The 17,631-nt window shown below is 58.6% G+C and carries 17 protein-coding genes; 14 read left to right on the top strand and 3 right to left on the bottom strand.

Translation table 11 applies throughout. The features are described 5' to 3' along the window. The first annotated feature begins 13 nt into the window (after positions 1-13). From BLP23_RS17870 to BLP23_RS17860, 4 genes are all read left to right on the top strand, one after another. Complete coding sequence (locus BLP23_RS17870) at positions 14-652, top strand: VOC family protein (protein WP_092586219.1); 639 nt, start codon at positions 14-16, stop codon at positions 650-652. Positions 653-995: 343 nt separating this feature from the next. Further along, positions 996-1,946, top strand: a complete 951-nt coding sequence (locus BLP23_RS17865) for a GlxA family transcriptional regulator (protein ID WP_092586218.1) — start codon at positions 996-998, stop codon at positions 1,944-1,946. Between the two features lie 100 nt (positions 1,947-2,046). Further along, entirely contained in the window at positions 2,047-2,220 is a 174-nt protein-coding gene (locus BLP23_RS33735) for a hypothetical protein (RefSeq protein WP_167363924.1), read from the top strand. Between the two features lie 132 nt (positions 2,221-2,352). Next, complete coding sequence (locus tag BLP23_RS17860; RefSeq protein WP_167363923.1) at positions 2,353-3,804, top strand: CYTH and CHAD domain-containing protein; 1,452 nt, start codon at positions 2,353-2,355, stop codon at positions 3,802-3,804. 67 nt (positions 3,805-3,871) lie between these two features. Here BLP23_RS17860 and BLP23_RS17855 read toward each other — a convergent pair whose 3' ends face one another. From BLP23_RS17855 to BLP23_RS17840, 3 genes are all read right to left on the bottom strand, one after another. Next, positions 3,872-4,897, bottom strand: coding sequence for an extracellular catalytic domain type 1 short-chain-length polyhydroxyalkanoate depolymerase (locus BLP23_RS17855; RefSeq protein ID WP_092586216.1), 1,026 nt, complete (start codon positions 4,895-4,897; stop codon positions 3,872-3,874). A 108-nt stretch (positions 4,898-5,005) separates the two neighbouring features. Beyond that, on the bottom strand, positions 5,006-5,551 hold the full coding sequence (locus BLP23_RS17850; protein ID WP_092586215.1) for a DUF1269 domain-containing protein: 546 nt from the start codon (positions 5,549-5,551) through the stop codon (positions 5,006-5,008). A 743-nt stretch (positions 5,552-6,294) separates the two neighbouring features. After that, complete coding sequence (locus BLP23_RS17840) at positions 6,295-7,059, bottom strand: GntR family transcriptional regulator (RefSeq protein WP_039846943.1); 765 nt, start codon at positions 7,057-7,059, stop codon at positions 6,295-6,297. A gap of 193 nt (positions 7,060-7,252) precedes the next feature. Here BLP23_RS17840 and BLP23_RS17835 point away from each other — a divergent pair, with 193 nt between their 5' ends. The 10 genes from BLP23_RS17835 to BLP23_RS17790 all read left to right on the top strand — a co-directional run bounded on the left by BLP23_RS17835 (position 7,253) and on the right by BLP23_RS17790 (position 17,596). Beyond that, positions 7,253-8,509 (top strand): ABC transporter substrate-binding protein, encoded by a 1,257-nt coding sequence (locus BLP23_RS17835; protein ID WP_092586214.1) that lies wholly within the window; start codon positions 7,253-7,255, stop codon positions 8,507-8,509. Between the two features lie 119 nt (positions 8,510-8,628). Continuing rightward, positions 8,629-9,744, top strand: a complete 1,116-nt coding sequence (locus BLP23_RS17830) for an ABC transporter ATP-binding protein (protein ID WP_092586480.1) — start codon at positions 8,629-8,631, stop codon at positions 9,742-9,744. Next, a complete protein-coding gene (locus BLP23_RS17825; protein WP_022718736.1) occupies positions 9,741-10,640 on the top strand; it encodes a carbohydrate ABC transporter permease in 900 nt (299 codons plus the stop codon). The genes BLP23_RS17830 and BLP23_RS17825 overlap by 4 nt, the downstream gene beginning before the upstream one ends. Continuing rightward, a complete protein-coding gene (locus tag BLP23_RS17820) occupies positions 10,637-11,515 on the top strand; it encodes a carbohydrate ABC transporter permease (protein WP_092586213.1) in 879 nt (292 codons plus the stop codon). The genes BLP23_RS17825 and BLP23_RS17820 overlap by 4 nt, the downstream gene beginning before the upstream one ends. A gap of 18 nt (positions 11,516-11,533) precedes the next feature. Then, a complete protein-coding gene (locus BLP23_RS17815) occupies positions 11,534-12,058 on the top strand; it encodes a GNAT family N-acetyltransferase (RefSeq protein ID WP_092586212.1) in 525 nt (174 codons plus the stop codon). 130 nt (positions 12,059-12,188) lie between these two features. Further along, complete coding sequence (locus BLP23_RS17810) at positions 12,189-13,346, top strand: Gfo/Idh/MocA family protein (protein ID WP_092586211.1); 1,158 nt, start codon at positions 12,189-12,191, stop codon at positions 13,344-13,346. A 13-nt stretch (positions 13,347-13,359) separates the two neighbouring features. Then, positions 13,360-14,244, top strand: a complete 885-nt coding sequence (locus tag BLP23_RS17805) for a carbohydrate ABC transporter permease (RefSeq protein WP_022718732.1) — start codon at positions 13,360-13,362, stop codon at positions 14,242-14,244. After that, entirely contained in the window at positions 14,241-15,098 is an 858-nt protein-coding gene (locus tag BLP23_RS17800; protein ID WP_022718731.1) for a carbohydrate ABC transporter permease, read from the top strand. Before BLP23_RS17805 ends, BLP23_RS17800 begins: the two co-directional genes overlap by 4 nt. A 74-nt stretch (positions 15,099-15,172) precedes the next feature. After that, positions 15,173-16,378 (top strand): ABC transporter substrate-binding protein, encoded by a 1,206-nt coding sequence (locus BLP23_RS17795; RefSeq protein ID WP_074062246.1) that lies wholly within the window; start codon positions 15,173-15,175, stop codon positions 16,376-16,378. Positions 16,379-16,462: 84 nt separating this feature from the next. After that, the gene (locus BLP23_RS17790) at positions 16,463-17,596 is read left to right on the top strand and encodes an ABC transporter ATP-binding protein (RefSeq protein ID WP_092586210.1); all 1,134 of its coding nucleotides are present in this window, start codon (positions 16,463-16,465) and stop codon (positions 17,594-17,596) included. Positions 17,597-17,631: the final 35 nt, after the last annotated feature.

Raw genomic sequence — 17,631 nt, 5'->3', positions numbered from 1 at the left:
GAAGGAAAAAGCCATGACCAATGCAACCAAAACCCCCAACGTGCAAACGGCCGACCTGAAACTTGAGGTCATCGTTATCCCCATCTCGAACGTCGATCGTGCAAAGCGCTTTTATGACGGCTTGGGTTGGAGGCTCGACGCCGACTTTGCCGTCGGTGATACATTCCGGGTCGTGCAGTTCACGCCGCCAGGCTCGCCGAGCTCGATCCATTTCGGCACGGGGTTGACGTCGGCCGCACCCGGCTCGGCAAGCGGGCTCTATCTCGTCGTGTCGGATATCGAGGTCGCGCGCGCCGAACTCATCGGTCGTGGCGCGGACGTGAGCGAGATCATCCACCGCGCCGGTCCTGGACAGCCGCCTGTCAGCGGTCGCGATCCCGAGCGGCGCAGCTACCGCTCCTACGCCTCGTTCAGCGATCCGGACGGCAACGGATGGCTACTCCAGGAAGTCACCGAGCGATTGCCTGGACGCGTGGATACGAACATTACGACGTTCACCTCGTCGACGGAGCTTGCGGCGACACTTCGGCGCGCGGCGTCCGCCCACGGCGAACACGAGAAGCGAACCGGCGGCAGGCATGACGAGAATTGGCCGGACTGGTACGCCGACTACATTGTACAGGAGCAGGCCGGCAAGCCGCTGCCGTCATAAATCTCGGCGATGACGTCTACGGGTACGCAATCTAGCGAAGGCCGGAGTGCGTACCCGCCCGCTCCTTCTCACCTGCGTGGCGACCCCCCAACAAAGCCGGGGTGGCAAAGTCGCCGGTGGCTTTGCGGCCGCACGGCGCGTCTACGATTACGACGAGGCCGATGGCATCCGGTTTCCGACGAAACGCCGCGCCTTTCTTGCGGGCCACGGATGATAACGTCATCGAAAATCCGCTTCTGGTGTCCATCGATCTGACCAACGTCCGGTTCGCATGAAAGCGCAGGACTTTTTGCGATGGCGTAAATGTGATATATACGGCAGTTTCAGACAAAGGTGGTGCCTCATGCACAAAATAGGCTACGTGGTCTTCCCAGGATTCCAGGTGCTGGGTTTTGCAGCGGTAACTGTCTTCGAGATCGCCAATCTTCAGCTTGGAGAGCCGGCCTACGAGATGGAGTTGCTTTCCGAAGCCGGCGGCGAGATCAAATCGTCCGCTGGCTTTGGGGTCAACACCAAAGCCTTCGACCACCACACCGCTTACGACACCGTGATGTTCGGAGCTGGCACGACGATCGAGCCGGTGACACCCGGGCTGATCGAATTCGTGCGTCACTCCTTGCAAACCGCGCGACGGCTGGCCGCCCCCTGTACCGGCGCCTTCATCCTTGCGGAATCCGGACTGTTGGATGGGCGGCGTGCGACGACGCACTGGTCTTTTGCACGCCAACTCCGGGAGCGTTTCCCGGCTGTCAGGGTAGAGGAGGATCGCATCTTCATCGTCGACGGTACCGTGTGGACGTCGGCGGGGATGACAGCGGGCATCGACCTGGCCCTCGCCATGGTCGAGAAGGACCACGGCCAGGACGTCGCTCGATCGGTCGCACGCAAGCTGGTGGTCTACCACCGCAGGGCCGGCGGCCAATCGCAGTTTTCGGCGCTGCTTGAACTGGACCCGAAGTCGGACCGGATCCAGAAATCGGTCGACTACGCCAAGGCCAATTTGCGCAGCCTTCTGTCGGTTGAGGAGCTCGCGGATGCGGCGGGCTTGAGCGCGCGTCAGTTCAGCCGAGCCTTTCGGTCAGAGACCGGGCAGTCACCCGCCAAAGCCGTGGAGAACCTGCGCGTGGAGGCGGCGCGGCTGATGATGGAACAAGGTCGCCACTCCATGGACGTGATTGCGGAGGAAACCGGCTTTGCCGATAGTGATCGCATGCGCCGGGCTTTTCTGCGGACGCTTGGCCAGCCGCCCCAGACAATCCGGCGCAACGCGCGCGAAAGTGCAATGGCATCCTGAATGACGAGAGCGTGAGCAGATCGCCACCGGAGATGGAACGATTTAGCCGCCCCTACCGGTGCCGTTGTGGAGTCCACGGACCGGTCCCAGATCGAGAGGAATGATTTTCGGAAACGGCACAGGCCCGATTGCTTCAGCTTGCTTTCGCACGGAGGGCAAACGCGCCGGCCTGGTGCAGATCGTCTACGTCTGGGTGTTTCCGGCTGCGATCGATCCTGTAACATCGTCGTCCTTCGATGGGCGCATGCTCGTCAAGCGGACGGCACCCCGGTGAACGGGTCAACTCGAATCCAGCCTCGGCAAGATCGACCGTTTCCGCTATAATCGAATGCTCAGATGTCGCCTTCATGATACCGTGACACAGCTGAACTATCTGCTGGCTTCGAACGAACCTTGGAGATCATCCTTGGCTGCCGAAATCGAATTGAAACTCGAGCTGTCACCTGAAGCGGTCAATGAGCTGCTCGCTTCCGAATTTCTCGGAGAGCCAGAAGACGTCCTCAGCCAACACTCGACATACTTCGACACGCCCGACCATGAGCTCTTCAAGGCAGGCTTCACCCTGCGTATCCGCCGCACAGGCGAGGCCTTGATGCAGACGGTAAAGGCGACAGGATCAAGCGCCTCTCTCTTCGCACGGTCGGAATGGGAGACTCCGTTAACCGCGAACACGCCCCTGCTCGATCATTCCAGTCCGCTGCAGACCGAGTTCGGACCTGACCTCGACGTCACTCCCCAGTTCGATGTCCAGGTTGACAGACGGGTCTGGAACCGGAGCGAGAACGGGTCACAGATCGAGGTGGTCGTGGACCAGGGAACCGTAATCTCGGGAGAGCGGAGAACACCAATCTGCGAGGTCGAGCTTGAGCTAAAGGATGGTGACCGCCAGAATCTGTTCGTTCTCGCAAGGCGCATCGAAGCCGTTGCGCCAGTTCGTTTCGGCGCTCAGTCCAAGGCGGGCCGCGGTTATCAGCTCATCGGGCCGCAGCAGTTCATGTTCAAGGCGGAACCCGTCGATCTGGACCAGAACATGAACGCGGTCATATCCTTTCAAACCATCGCACAATCCTGCTTCCGGCAATTCAGGCTGAATGAGGATGTCCTCCTTTGCCGGAGGTATGCGGAGGCTCTCCATCAGGCGCGCGTGGCGCTCAGACGCCTCCGCTCTGCCTTTTCGCTCTACAAGCCGCTGCTTACTGATGCAGAAGCAGAGCGCCTGAAGGACGAGCTCCGGTGGCTGGCGGGAACACTGGGCGACGCCCGAAACCTGGACGTTCTCCTCGTCAAGGCCAAGGATGCCGACATGCATGAGCGGCTGAAGAGCGCGCGAAACACCGCCTATGACGACGTCGTCGACGCCCTTCAGTCCTCGCGCGCCCGTTCCCTGATGCTCGACTTCAACGAATGGCTTCAATGCGGTGAGTACCTCGACCGGCCGGAGACCGCCGATGATCGCAATGGGGCGGCCGTCGACTTCGCCTGTCAGGCGCTCGACCGGATGCGCAAAAAGCTCAAGAAGCATGGCCGTGCCCTTGCAAAGGTTGACGACGAACAACGTCATGAGGCCCGCAAGGATGCTAAGAAACTGAGGTATGCAGCCGAGTTCTTCGCCTCGCTCTTTCCCGACAAGCGCGGCGCGCGCCGCCACAAGCGGTTCATTTCGGCGATGGGCGACCTGCAGGATCACCTTGGCGCTCTGAACGACCTCGCAACAGGGCCAAGCGTCTTGAAGAAGCATGGCCTGGAAGATCATCCGGCTGCGAGCTCGGTCATCTCGCATGCCGACAAGCAAGAGCTGATCGATGAAGCACAGACTGCGCTCGACGACGTCGTGGATGCAAAAAGGTTCTGGCGTTGAATGGTCAAAAAAGAGCCCGCCGGCGATGGGCAATCCATCTGGCCCTGAAGGAAGGCAGTAGGCACGTTCAAAGAGCGGACCGTTTCAAACCCCAAAGACGCATGAGCTCGGCTGGAGCGGAAATACCCGCATCAAGGACATAGGGGTCGAGCTTTCGCCCCTGGCCTTTCCCGAGGCCCCGCACTGGAAGCCCATGGCCAAACCCCTGTAACATGTAGAGCAACACCCGAGACCTTCCGTCCTGCTCCCACCGGACAAGCGTACCCCAGGGCTGTACAACTGTGCGGCGCACTTCTTCCGGGATGCCGGCGACCTCGAGCCATTGGGCAACACATGCCTTCGCGTTAACGGACTTCACCACGCGGTCTTCTGTTCCTTGCCATATGGAGACTGGTGGCCATACTCTCTGCGCAGGCGAAACCGCTTTGACAGGGCTGCCCCATCCGCCCGGCGGAGGCGCGGTGCCGGATTTCATCGCACGCAAAGCGGATACTGCGTCCCTTGCGGTTCCAAAGGGCATTCCGGCGACGATTGCGACACCGGCAAAAAGGCCGGGATATGTTGCGATAAGGGCCGATGTCATTGCTCCCCCCGCAGATAACCCCGCAATGTAGACTCGGGACCGATCGATCCGATGGCGGTCAATCGCATGTTCGATCATCTGCCGGACAGACATCAGCTCGCCGCGGTCGCGCGCCACTGCACTTGGCCGAAACCAGTTGAAGCAGCCATGGGCATTGTTGGCATTCTTCTGTTGCGGATAAAGAAGAACAAATCCGCGCTGGGCAGCGAGCCTGGAAAATCCACTTGAAGCGTCGAAGCTCTCAGGCGTCTGCCGGCACCCATGAAGGATCACGACGAGCGCCGGCTTTGCTGGCAACCGCTTCGGAAGAAAAAGTTTCATTCCAAGGCGTCCGGGGTTACTGCCGAAGCCGACTACCTCCCTAAGGACCGGATTTGCGCCGCCTTTCGATCTGGTCGACGTGGATCTCGTTTTCGTCTGCGAACTTTTCCAAGCCTTTTCGAAGAAGCTCTGAAACTTCCTTTGCGTCTTCAATAATCGCGAGAAAGACTTCGCAAATCGCACCTTCACCGGCTACGTCCTTACTACGAGGTCTTCGACGCGTCCCCCGTAGCCAAAGGCAACCATCGAAAGACAAGCTTCAAATTTCCAACGCTATTCGCAACGGTCCAGCGGCCATCACACGTTGGACGAAGGCGGAGCAGATGGCACGAGCGGTTCGGCGGCAAGGGCCTGACGTAGGCGCTCTTCTTGCTCCGGAGACAGCGACGAGCGCAGGACCTTGGCATGCTCACCCTTGAATGCTTCCAGCACCTTCTCGGGCTGCGCCTTGCGTACGAGAAGGAACAGCGCCGAGCTATTGGCCGGAATCGCTTCGGCCAACCGCTTGATGAGATCGTCGTCGATCCCATAGTCGGTTATTGAACCGGCAAGCGCGCCCGATCCGGCGCCGAAGGCGCCACCGAGGACCATGCCCGCAAGCGGGTTGAGGAACAGGAGACCGACCAGCGATCCCCACAGAGCACCGGAAACGCCGCCGCTGGCCGCGCCAGCCGCGGTAAGGTTGATACTTTGCTTCAGTCGGACCTTGCCCGAGCTGTCGCGGACTGCGACGACGGCGTCTTCCAGATCGACAAGGTATTCCTTCTCGAGTTGGACAAGCCGGTTGAGAATGGCGTCCGCCTTGTCGGCGGTATCGAAACCGAGCACCACGAGTTCTGACATCGAGTTTCTCCGCGTTGGTCTACCGATGGGACATAGCAGCCAAATGGATTTCGTCCATGGGCCAATTAGTGATAGGCGACGATCGTCGGTAGAGGAAAGCCTATGCCTGACAAGGCGGGTTGCGACGCTTCCGGGATGCATCAGCGTTCAAACGCCGTCGGGAGGCGCAAAGAAGCAGTTCATATGGTATCGTCCACCCCGCCCTATCCCATCCGCTTCGTTGGGGTCGTCCGTTGGCTGAAGGCAGATGTGAAAATCACTGTCCCCAGATGGCTTCTCATCTCCATAAGGGATCAGGAACAACTGGTTTCTCGTCACCAGGTGATGGTCTCCCGGATGAAGTATGACAGCGAATCCATTGGCGCCCTTTCTCACCTGAGATTTGGGTATGGCCTCGCAGTCTCCACCGAAGTCTTTACCGTTGCAGCACCACGGCGGGTATGGCCAAGCGCTGCGGGATTGGTGGGCATCGCTCTGTGTGAAAAGAACCGCCGATATAACTGCGAAGGACACCATAGACGCTGTTGAAGGTGTGAAAGACATCGGCGCCCCCGAACGAACATTCCGCCACTAGCAAAGAATTCTACGCCGATTACTCAAGTATAGACGGAAAACATCCATGTCTCCAGGGCTGCCACTCGGAGCAAAGTCGCCGTTGAATTGCTAAAGGCCGGAACTATGGTGGCTTTTGCTACCGAAGCGGCCAATCGCCAAACGACCAACCCCTTGACGTCGACATCTCTTCAATATTGCGCGATGTCGCCCGTTTCAGATTGCGCGAGCGTCAGGGGATAGCGTTCCGGGTGATGCACAAGGGCCGTGAGGTTCACTGGCCGGTTGCGGTTGTCGAAGGCAATCTGATCGACGGTCAGGACAGCGGCCGGCGAATGCAAGCCAAGCATCTCCGCCTCGTCTGCAGACGCCAGACGCGCGCTCAATGTTGTTTGCCCGCGCGACGGATGGATGTGATGGTGCTGGCGCAGCTCTGCATAAAGCGAGCGGTTGCCCACCGTCCAATCCAGGTCCAGAAGGCCAGGAACACGGGCGGCCGGCAGCCAATCCGTCTGAATGACAACCGGGATCTCATCGAGCAAGCGCAATCGGGAGAGCACGACGACATCGGCACCGGGCGGCAGGAAAAGCGGCCGGCTGATCTCCAGCGGTGCACGAAGGACACGTGCCTCGATCAGGCGATGTCCGGGAACGCGGCCGTTCGAAATGGCTGTGGCGGTGAAGCTCTTGAGAACCTGAAGCTCGAAGCCGCCGCTATGCTCTGCCACATAGAGCCCTTTGCCCGGCTGGCTCGTCACCACGCCTTGCTGGACCAACTCGCGTATTGCGTGCCGAATGGTAATCCTGCTGACATCGAAAAGATCAACTAATTCGCGTTCTGAGGGCAATTTTCCCCGCAACGGCAGCTTACCGTTCCGGATCGACGTCAAAAGCGCTTCATAGACTTGCTTGTGGAGCGGCCGGGGATCTTCGCGATCCACCAGACTCTGAGGCATAATGGAAAGCGGGCGCTCCTGACGCTTGTTCAAACCTGTTCCCCTTTCCTTTGCTGTCATTTTGCAACCACTCTCCACGTAATTCTCGACAAAGTCCATATTGACATGACTGGATATAACCAGTCCTAATGTGTGCCCAGGAGCCACAGAGTTCCATAGATACCGAAGCGCTATCACAAAAAGGGAACAGTTCATGTTGAAGAGAAGTCTTGCTGCTTTAGCCATCTCCGTCGGCATTTGGACCGGGAACGCCCATGCGGAAACCATTTCCGTATTCTGCTCACCGACCGAGTTCGAACTTTGTACGACGGTCGCCAATGCCTGGAAGGAAAAGACCGGCAACGAGGCGAAGATCAACAAGATGCCGGCTTTGCTGGATGATGCCATCCCGCTTTATCAGCAGCTTCTGGCGTCGAAATCCAAGGACATCGACGTGCTGTTCCTGGACGTCATCTGGCTCGGCATGTTCAAAAACAACCTGCTCGACCTGACAACCCTGGTGCCGCAGGCAGACCAGGACAAGCATTTCGCCTCGACGCTCGGCGCAGGCAAGCTTGACGGCAAGCTTGTCGCCATGCCCGCCTATATGGATGTCGGGCTGATGTATTATCGCAAGGACCTTCTGGAAAAATACGGCAAGCAGCCGCCGAAGACCTGGGATGAACTTGCAGCCAGTGCAAAGGAAATTCAGGACAAGGAACGCGCCGCCGGCAATGGCGAGATGTGGGGCTATGCGTGGCAGGCCAAGAGCTACGAAGGTCTTACCTGCGACGCGATCGAACTGGTCGCCTCAAACGGCGGCGGCACGATCATCTCAGACGACGGCAAGGTGACGATCGACAATCCGCAGGCAGCCGAAGCGATCGAGAAGGCCAAAGGATGGATCGGCAGCATCAGCCCGGAAGGCGTGCTGAATTACGACGAGGAAGCCTCCCGCGCGATCTTCGAGTCAGGAAACGCAGTTTTCCATCGTAACTGGCCTTATGTTTGGGGAACGAGCCACCAGAAAGGCAGTGCTGTCATCGACAAGGTCGGCGTGATGCCGCTTCCCGTCGGCAAGGAGGGCCAAAAGTCGAGCGGCTGCCTCGGCCCGATGTATTACGGCGTTTCAAAGTTCAGTGCCAAGCCCGAGGTTGCAGCCGATTTCGTCAACTTCATCACTGCTTCCGACATGCAGAAGATGCGGGCGATCGAGGCGGCTTACAACCCGTCGATCCAGGCGCTTTACAGCGATCCGGACGTGCTGGCAAAATTGCCCTTCCTCAAGGACAACCAGCAGGCCTTCGCCGATAGCGCAAGCCGTCCCTCAGGCTATACCGGCACAAGCTACAACCGCGTTTCGCAAGCCTTTTATCGCTCGGTCCACGACATGCTTTCAGGCGGTGGCGATATCAAGGCCGGGCTGAGCACCCTTGCAGCGCGACTTGAGAAGTTGAAGGAGAGCCGTTGAGGCTTTTCTGACAAGCCGGTGCGAGCAGGTCCCCTTGCCTGCTCGCGCGGCCGGCTTGCCCGTGCAGCCGGCCACTGAAGTGGCCGTTGCTTTTCAGCATAATCAAATTCGGGTGTAAGATGGCATCGGTTTCACTGGACTCCGTTTCGAAAAGCTATGGCACGCATTCCGTGATCGAAGATGTCGATCTCAGGATCAGGGACGGCGAGTTCATCGTCTTTGTCGGCCCGTCTGGTTGCGGCAAGTCTACCTTGCTGCGTATCGTCGCCGGTCTGGTGTCCCCGACAAAGGGTGCAGTCAGCATCGGCGGCGACGATGTCACCGACGTCCCGGCCTCCAAGAGAGGCGTTGCCTTTGTCTTCCAATCCTATGCGCTCTATCCGCATATGAGCGTTGCTCGCAATATCGGCTTTGCGCTGGAAACGCTCGGTCTTGCGCGGACCGCCATCAGCGACAAGGTGCTCGCCGTTGCAAGAATGCTCAAGGTCGATCATCTCCTGGATCGCCGTCCGAGAGAGTTGTCCGGCGGCCAACGCCAGCGTGTTGCGATCGGCCGGGCGCTGGTCCGTCAGCCGGAGATCTTTCTTTTCGACGAGCCGCTTTCGAACCTGGACTCCGATCTGCGCATGGAGATGCGCATGGAGATCGCCAAGCTTCACGACGAACTCAAGACGACGATGATCTATGTGACGCACGATCAGTCCGAGGCCATGACGCTCGCCGACAGGATCGTTGTTCTCAATCACGGGCGCATCGAGCAGGTCGGTACGCCGCAAACCCTTTACCACGCGCCAGACAACCGCTTCGTGGCAAGCTTCATCGGAAGCCCACGGATGAACTTCCTGTCCGTTTCCATGCAAGACGCCGCCAGCGGCAAGAAGATTGCAGGACCTGGTGGACTTTCTGTTGACGCAGGATTTCTGGGTTCCGATGCAACGGCAGCGACCATCGGCGTGAGGCCGGAAGCCCTTACCATCGCAGCCGACGGCACCGGGCGCATATCAGGCGTCCTGGAGCGTGTCGAGGACCTCGGGCACGAGCATTTTGCCTATTGCCGCATTACGGAAGAGGTCGTGTGGGTGATCCGGGTGAATGTTCCGCCTGCCAAGGAAATGATCGGCCTGCGGATCGGACTGAAGTTTGCTGACGATGCGGTATTCGTCTTCGACGCGGCGGACCGGCGGATCCCGCAAAAAAGGGCGACTGCCAGCAATGTAAGGGTAGTGGAGCAATGAGCGCGCGTCTGGCACGCCGCGACCACCTGGCCGCATGGCTTTTTCTCGTCCCCGTCATCATCGTGATGCTGCTCGTCGCCGTCTGGCCGCTCGCGCGGACTTTCTTCTTTTCCTTCACCGATGCCTATCTCGATGATCCTTCTATCTATTCCATGGTTGGGATCGATAATTTTCTCGACGTGATTAATGACAGAAGCTGGTGGGTGGCCGTCAGAAACACAATCGTCTTCACGGTCATTTCCGTTGCGATAGAAACCGTGCTTGGCCTTGCAATTGCGCTTTTGATCAATGAGGCCATCCCCGGACGGGGGCTGGTGCGTGCTGCCATCCTGGTCCCTTGGGCGATCCCTGTCGTCGTTTCCGCAAAAATCTGGGAATGGATGCTGAACGACCAGTTCGGGGTGCTCAACAAGATCCTGATCGGACTGGGCTTTATCGATCACGGAATAGCCTGGACGGCGAGCAGCTCGCTGATCATGGGCGTCATCATTTTTGCCGACGTGTGGATGACGACGCCTTTCATGGTCCTGTTGATCCTCGCCGGACTGCAGTTGATCTCGCCGGAAATATTCGAAGCTGCAGAGGTGGACGGCATTCCGGCGTGGAAGCGATTCTGGTCGATCACCTTGCCGATGCTTCGGCCAGCCATCGGGGTGGCCGTGCTCTTTCGCGTGCTCGATGCCCTTCGGATGTTCGACCTTGCCTATGTCATGGCTGCCAGCAATGAGAATGTCATGACTGTGTCGATCTATGCGCGCGACAGGCTCATCAGCTTTCAGGAGCTGGGTGTCGGCTCGGCCGCATCGACATGGGTGTTCCTCTTGGTGGCGCTCGCCGCCATCATCATCATCGGCGCGCTGCGTCTCGATCGCGCAAGCGGGGAGCTGACGAAATGACGGACGTTGCACTCTACAGAACGGTACGCAAACCCGCCGCCTACTACCGGGTGCGGCGACGCATCGTGAGGCTCTTTCAGTCCGCAGCGCTCCTGCTCGTGCTGATCTACACGCTGTTCCCCTATTATTGGGCTTTCGTGTCTTCGACGAAGCAGGGCGCAGCGCTCTACCGGGCCGCCCTCGTTCCCGCGCTCGATTTCACCTACTACCGGCAGCTGATCGACAATCCGGTCTTCATGGGCTCGCTGCTCAATTCCGCCTATGTCGCGGTGGCGACGACGTTCTTGTCGCTTTTCATCGGCCTCAGTGCCGCTTATGCGCTCGGGAGGATCGATTTTCCGCAGCGCCGGGCACTGCTGATGATCATCCTGATGATCTCGATCTTTCCGCAGGTCGTCGTTCTCTCCGGCATGTTCGAGCTGATCAACTGGATGGGCTTGTTTAATCGTCCAAGCGCGCTGGTTCTGACCTATCTTCTCTCGACAGTGCCGTTCACGACCTGGGTCCTCACGACCTTCATCCGGGAATTCCCACGTGAGCTGGAAGAAGCGGCAATCATCGACGGATGCTCGCATTTTCGCATTCTGATGAAGATCCTGCTGCCGCTGATGGGTCCGTCGCTCGCCAGCACCGGCATTTTGGCCTTCATCCTGGCGTGGAACGAGTTCCTCTTCGCACTCACCTTCACTTTGACGGACGAGAACCGCACGGTGCCGGTTGCAATCGGCCTCATTGCCGGAAACAGCCGCTACGAATATCCCTTCGGCCAGATCATGGCGGCCTCGGTGACCGTTACCCTCCCCCTCATTTTGGTGGTGCTTTTCTTCCAGCGCCGCATCGTTGCGGGTCTGACGGCAGGCGCGGTCAAGGGTTGAAAGACAAAGGACATAATCATGGACATGCTGGTAAAACTCTACGAACTCAAACCCAACCCCGTGCTGGAGAAGCGTTTGGCAGATCAGGACATCCTGATCCGCCGGGTGCTTGCACCCGAGCTCAAAGCGCTCACTTCGTGGATCGAGCCGCGCTTTGGCGCCGGATGGGCGTCGGAGGCGACCGTTGCCACAATGCGCCAGCCGCCGTCATGTTTTGTTGCCGTCAAAAACGGTGAGCTCATCGGCTTTGCTTGCCACGAGGCGACGGCCAAAGGCTTCTTTGGGCCGACAGGCGTGGATGTTTCAGCCCGCGGCCACGGCGTCGGTCAGGCCTTGCTGATTGCCACCCTGCTCGACATGCACGCCCAGGGTTACGCCTATGGCGTCATTGGCGGTGCCGGCCCGATGGAATTTTATCGCCGCAGCGTTGGCGCGATCCCGATCGAAGGATCCGTTCCGGGAATTTATCGCGACATGCTCCCGATAGCCACTCCAAGCGAAGTCTCCGAATCTGAGAAACTTCCGACGGAAAAGCGGGGGTGATATCGCGATCCACTTTCGGCTCATGAAAATTAATTTCATGATTTCGGGAGAAGCCGCGTTAACAGTTGACGACTTGTAATTTTTGCCCCAACCTGAAGAAAATAAATTACGAAATGGGAACGACTTAAGCATGAAAGTGGGAATCGTAGGGCTGGGATTCCGGCTCGGCTATCTTGGCTATGTCTTCAAGGCTATCGACAGCAGCTTCGAAATCGCAGGCTATGTCGATCCGGAGCCTGCCGGTCTCCCCGGCTTGACGGAAAAGGGTATTTCGGTCGGCAAGGCCTACGCGTCGCCTCAGGAGCTTCTTGCCGGCGAAAAGCTCGACCTCCTGATGATCGGCTCGCCCAACCACATGCATCTGGAACACATCCGGCTGGGCCTTGAGGCCGGCTTGAAGGTGTTTTGCGAAAAGCCGATCGTCACCACGATCGCCGAAAGCATCGAACTCGCCAGGCTAATGGCAAAGTTCGGCCATGAACGGCTGATGGTCGGCCTGGTGCTGCGGTATTCGCCGCTCTACAAGGACCTTCGCGCCATCCAGGCAGCCGGCAAGCTCGGCCAGATCGTCTCGATCGAGGCATCCGAACATATCGAACCCTATCACGGCGCGTTCTTCATGCGCGACTGGAGACGTTATGAGCGCTATTCCGGCAGTTTCATGCTGGAAAAATGCTGCCATGACCTCGACCTCTACAACGGTGTGGTCGGCGCCAGGGCGGAACGCGTCGCAAGCTTCGGCGGACGCAAGAGCTTCATTCCTGCAAATGATCCAGCGCGTGAAGGGATCAACGACCTCGAACTCTTTCACCGCAAACCCAGCGGCTGGATGGGATCGGACAGGGTCTTCGACAGCGATGCCGACATCATCGACTACCAGGTCGCGATCGTCGAATATGCAAATGGCGTCGGCATGAATTTCCACACCAATCTCAACGTTCCCGATCAGTTCCGCCGCTTTGCCATCATGGGTTCGCGCGGGATGGCGGAAGGCGATTTCGTCCGCGGCTATCTCGACGTGCACGAGCAGCTGACCGGCAAGAAGATCGTCGAGACCAAGTATGCCGCAACCGAACTTTCCCAGCACTACGGCGCAGACGAACAGATGGCCGCCGACCTGCTCGACAGCGTCCGCACCGGCACCGAACTCCCCGTCTCGACCCTGAATGCGCTCGAGGCGGGCATCCTTGCATTGGCGATGGACGAGGCACGGATGAAGAGGACAGTCGTCGATCTGCGTCCCGTGTGGGATCGCTTCGACGAGGCGCTCCACGCCAGAGCGGCTTGAGGAGGATGGCAGGATGAGTGTTCAAAAAAGCACCGTCATCTTCGCCTGGATCCTTCTCCTTCCAGCTGTCCTTTACGTCATGGCGATCGTCGCCTATCCGCTGGTCGATACGTTCATTCTTTCCTTCACCGATGCATCGCTCAGGAAGACGACGAACTGGGTCGGCTGGATCAACTACGAGAAGATCTTCAACGCCACGTTTGCGGAAGTCATCCTCCGCACCTTCATATGGACGTTCTTTTCGGTATCGATCAAAATGATCATCGGCACCTTCGGCGCGACGATGCTCAACGCTGCCGTGCCCGGCCGCTCGCTTTTCCGCCTGCTCACCATGCCGCCATGGATCGTGCCGATGGCGATCGGCATCTTCATGTGGGGGTGGATGTACAACGGACAGTTCGGGATGATCTCCGGCCTTCTGCAGCGCTTCGGCCTGACCGACGGACCGGTGGCATTCCTCGCTTACGGGAGCACCGCCTTCTGGGCAACGATCATCACCGACGTCTGGATCGGCGTTCCGCTGGTCACCATCTATTTCCTGGCCGCGATCCAATCCATTCCAAAGGACCTTTACGAGGCAGCCTGGACCGATGGCGCCGGCCGATTTTATCGTTTCCGCCGCATCACCCTGCCGCTGATGGTCCCGGCGATCATTACGATGTCGATGCTGTCTTTGATCGCCACGTTCAATTCCTTCGATATCATCTGGATTCTGACCCAGGGCGGTCCGAGCGGTCAAACGACCACAATGATCATCGATACCTATCAGACTGCCATCGGCTCCAAGAAATACGGTGAAGGTGCTGCACGTGCAGTGCTGATCTGCATCTTCCTGTCGCTCTTCTGCTTTGCCTATTTCCGTGTCACCCGCCGTCTCAACCCGGAGAAGCGCGCATGAGCAGCCCCGCTATGATCGATCGTTACAGCTGGTGGGAACTCGTGCTGATCTATTGCGGCATCGCGCTGTTTCTAGCCTTCGTTCTTTCGCCCTTCGTCGAAGGCTTTCTGGTATCGCTGAAACCGTTGAGCCAGCTCTTTTCCTCGCCTTACCGGTTCTGGCCGGAGAACGGCTCCTTCGAGGCCTACCGAACGATGTGGGTCAGCGTTCCAGGTTTCGGGCGCTATATCTTCAATTCGTTCTTCATATCGATCATCGTCACGATAATCGTCCTGTGTCTCGTCATCCCGGCGTCCTACGCCTTTGCAAGGTTCGAGTTCAGGGGCATGGGCATCCTTCTCGGCGCCTTCCTGACGGTCAACATGTTCTCCGGCGCGGTACTCCTGATCCCTCTCTTTCGGCTGATGCGCAGCATGGGCGTCCTCAACACCTATCTCGCCATGATCGTGCCGGGCGTGGCCTTCCTCATTCCATCGGCGATCTGGCTTCTCAGGACCTATATGATCCGCATTCCCCAGGAATTGAATGAAGCCGCGTATATGGATGGCGCCAGCCACTTCTACACGCTTCGCCGCGTGATCCTGCCGATCGCCATGCCCGGGATCATCGTCGTGGCGATCACCACTTTCATCGGCGCCTATGCGCAGCAATTCATCTTCGCGCTGACCTTCAACTCGAAGACCGAATACATGCCTCTGCCGGTGGGACTCTTTGCTTATTTCGGTAAGCAGGAGGTCATCTGGAACGAACTGATGGCGGCTTCCTTCGTCGGCATCCTGCCGGCGATGGTCGTCATCTTCTTCCTGCAACGCTATCTCGTCGGCGGGCTGACCGCCGGTGCGGTGAAACAATAAGACCAAGAAAACGAGTGAACAGCTAACACAAGAATGGGAGTCACAACGTGAGTATTACCATCAGAACAGGCCTCATGGCACTCGCCCTGCTCGGTTCGACGGCGTTGACCGCTGTCACAGCCCAAGCCGCCGACCAGGAGATCAGCTGGATTTACTGTGGCGACAAGCTCGACGATATCCATGCGAAGTACATCAAGCAGTGGGAAGAAAAGAACACCGGCTGGAAGATCGCGCCGGAAGTGGTTGGCTGGGCCCAGTGCCAGGACAAGGCAACGACGCTTGCTGCGGCTGGCACTCCAGTCGCAATGGCCTATGTCGGTTCGCGTACCCTCAAGGAATTTGCGCAGAACGACCTGATCGTCGAGGTCCCGATGACCGACGAGGAAAAGAAGGCCTACTATCCGCACATCGTCGACACCGTCACCTTCGACGGCACGCAATGGGGCGTTCCGATCGCTTTCTCGACAAAGGCGCTTTACTGGAACAAGGATCTCTTCAAGCAGGCTGGCCTTGATCCGGAGAAGCCGCCGAAGACCTGGGACGAGGAAATCGAATATGCCAAGATCATCAAGGAGAAAACCGGAATCCCCGGCTTCGGCCTTTCGGCCAAGACCTTCGACAACACAATGCATCAGTTCATGCATTGGGTTTACACCAACAACGGCACGGTGACGGACGCGGAAGGCAAAATTACCCTCGATAGCCCCGAAGTGCTGAAAGCGCTGGAGGCCTATAAGAGCATCGTGCCCTATTCCGAAGAGGGCCCGACGGCCTACGAGCAGAACGAAGTCCGCGCCATCTTCCTCGACGGCAAGGTCGCGATGATCCAGGCAGGTTCCGGTGCTGCCTACCGCCTGAAGGATACGAAGATCGACTGGGGCATCACGACCCTGCCGCTTGGCCCGCAGGCCAAGGGACCGGGCACTCTGCTCATCACCGACAGTCTTGCGATCTTCAAGGGTTCGGGCGTCGAGGACAAGGCAATCGAATTCGCCAAGTTCATCACCTCTCCCGGTCCCCAGGAGGAATATGAGCTTAACGGCGAATCCGGTCTGACGCCGCTTCGTCCGTCGCCGAATATCGACAAGCTGGTGACTGAAAAGCCTTACTGGAAGCCGTTGATCGACGGCATCAGCTACGGTGGTCCGGAACCCCTTTTCACCGACTACAAGGGCTTCCAGAATTCGATGATTGCGATGGTGCAATCCGTCGTGACCGGTCAGGCTCAGCCTGCCGACGCACTCAAGAAGGCTGCTGGCGAAATCGAGGCGTTCAAGTAGCCTTCATGGGGATCGCGGGGAGCAACAACCCGCGATCCTTCCTGATTATGCAAGTGCTGCTTCAGCAGCGACCGGAGACAGGTTTTGGGACAGCTTTTTCTCAATAAGGTGCAGAAATTCTACGGCGACTACGAAGTTCTGAAGGGCGTGCAGCTCGATGTGAAGAACGGCGAATTCGTTGTCTTCGTCGGTCCCTCAGGCTGCGGCAAATCCACCCTCCTGCGCATGATCGCCGGTCTCGATGCGACAACTGCCGGCGACATCGTCATCGACGGTATCCGGGTCAACGACCTGCCGCCGGTCAAGCGCGGCATTGCCATGGTGTTCCAGTCCTACGCGCTTTATCCGCACATGACTGTATTCGAAAACATCGCCTTTCCGCTTCGCGTCGAGAAGATGGAAGAGGCAAAGCTCAAGGCAAAGGTCGAGAATGCGGCGCGCATTCTCCATCTCGACCAGCGCTTGCAGCAGAAGCCCGGCATGCTCTCCGGCGGCCAGCGCCAGCGTGTCGCAATCGGCCGCGCCATCGTTCGCGAGCCGAAGATATTCCTGTTCGACGAGCCGCTGTCGAACCTCGATGCGGCCCTGCGCGCCGATATGCGTATCGAACTTGCAAAACTGCATCGCCAGTTGAAGGCCACAATGATTTATGTGACGCACGATCAGGTGGAAGCCATGACCATGGCCGACCGCATCGTCGTGCTGGATGCCGGCGATATCTCGCAGACCGGTGCGCCACTGGAGCTCTATCACAAGCCGGCCAACCTCTTTGTTGCCGGTTTCATCGGAAATCCGAAAATGAACTTCCTGCCGGTAACCTGCAAAAGCGTCAGCGATGCCGGCGTGGAAGTGGACCATGGCGGGCAGACCGTCACTCTGCCGGTTTCTCCGCGCGAGGGAATGATCGGCAAGACGCTTACGCTCGGCATCCGGCCGGAGCATGTGCAGCTTGGATCCGGCGACATCTCGCTGACCGTTACGCCGACCGTTATCGAACGGCTTGGCGCCCATACGGTCGCCTATGCCGCGCTTAACGGCGAGGGCGAGAACTTCTGCGCGATGCTTCCAGGCAGTGTCGGGATCCGCCCTGATACGCCTGTCGTGACGGGCATCAACGCCACCGATTGCCACCTCTTCGACGAGGCCGGCATTGCCTTCGAGCGCCGCGTGGAACTCACGGAAATTGACATGACCGTGCTTGACCCAACGGCAGCCTAGGCGTCCGTATATGGACGGAGTAGATTATCTCGGAA

The organism is Rhizobium mongolense subsp. loessense (genome assembly GCF_900099775.1).
Classification (GTDB): domain Bacteria; phylum Pseudomonadota; class Alphaproteobacteria; order Rhizobiales; family Rhizobiaceae; genus Rhizobium; species Rhizobium loessense.
This window is presented reverse-complemented; position numbering and strand designations above follow the sequence as displayed.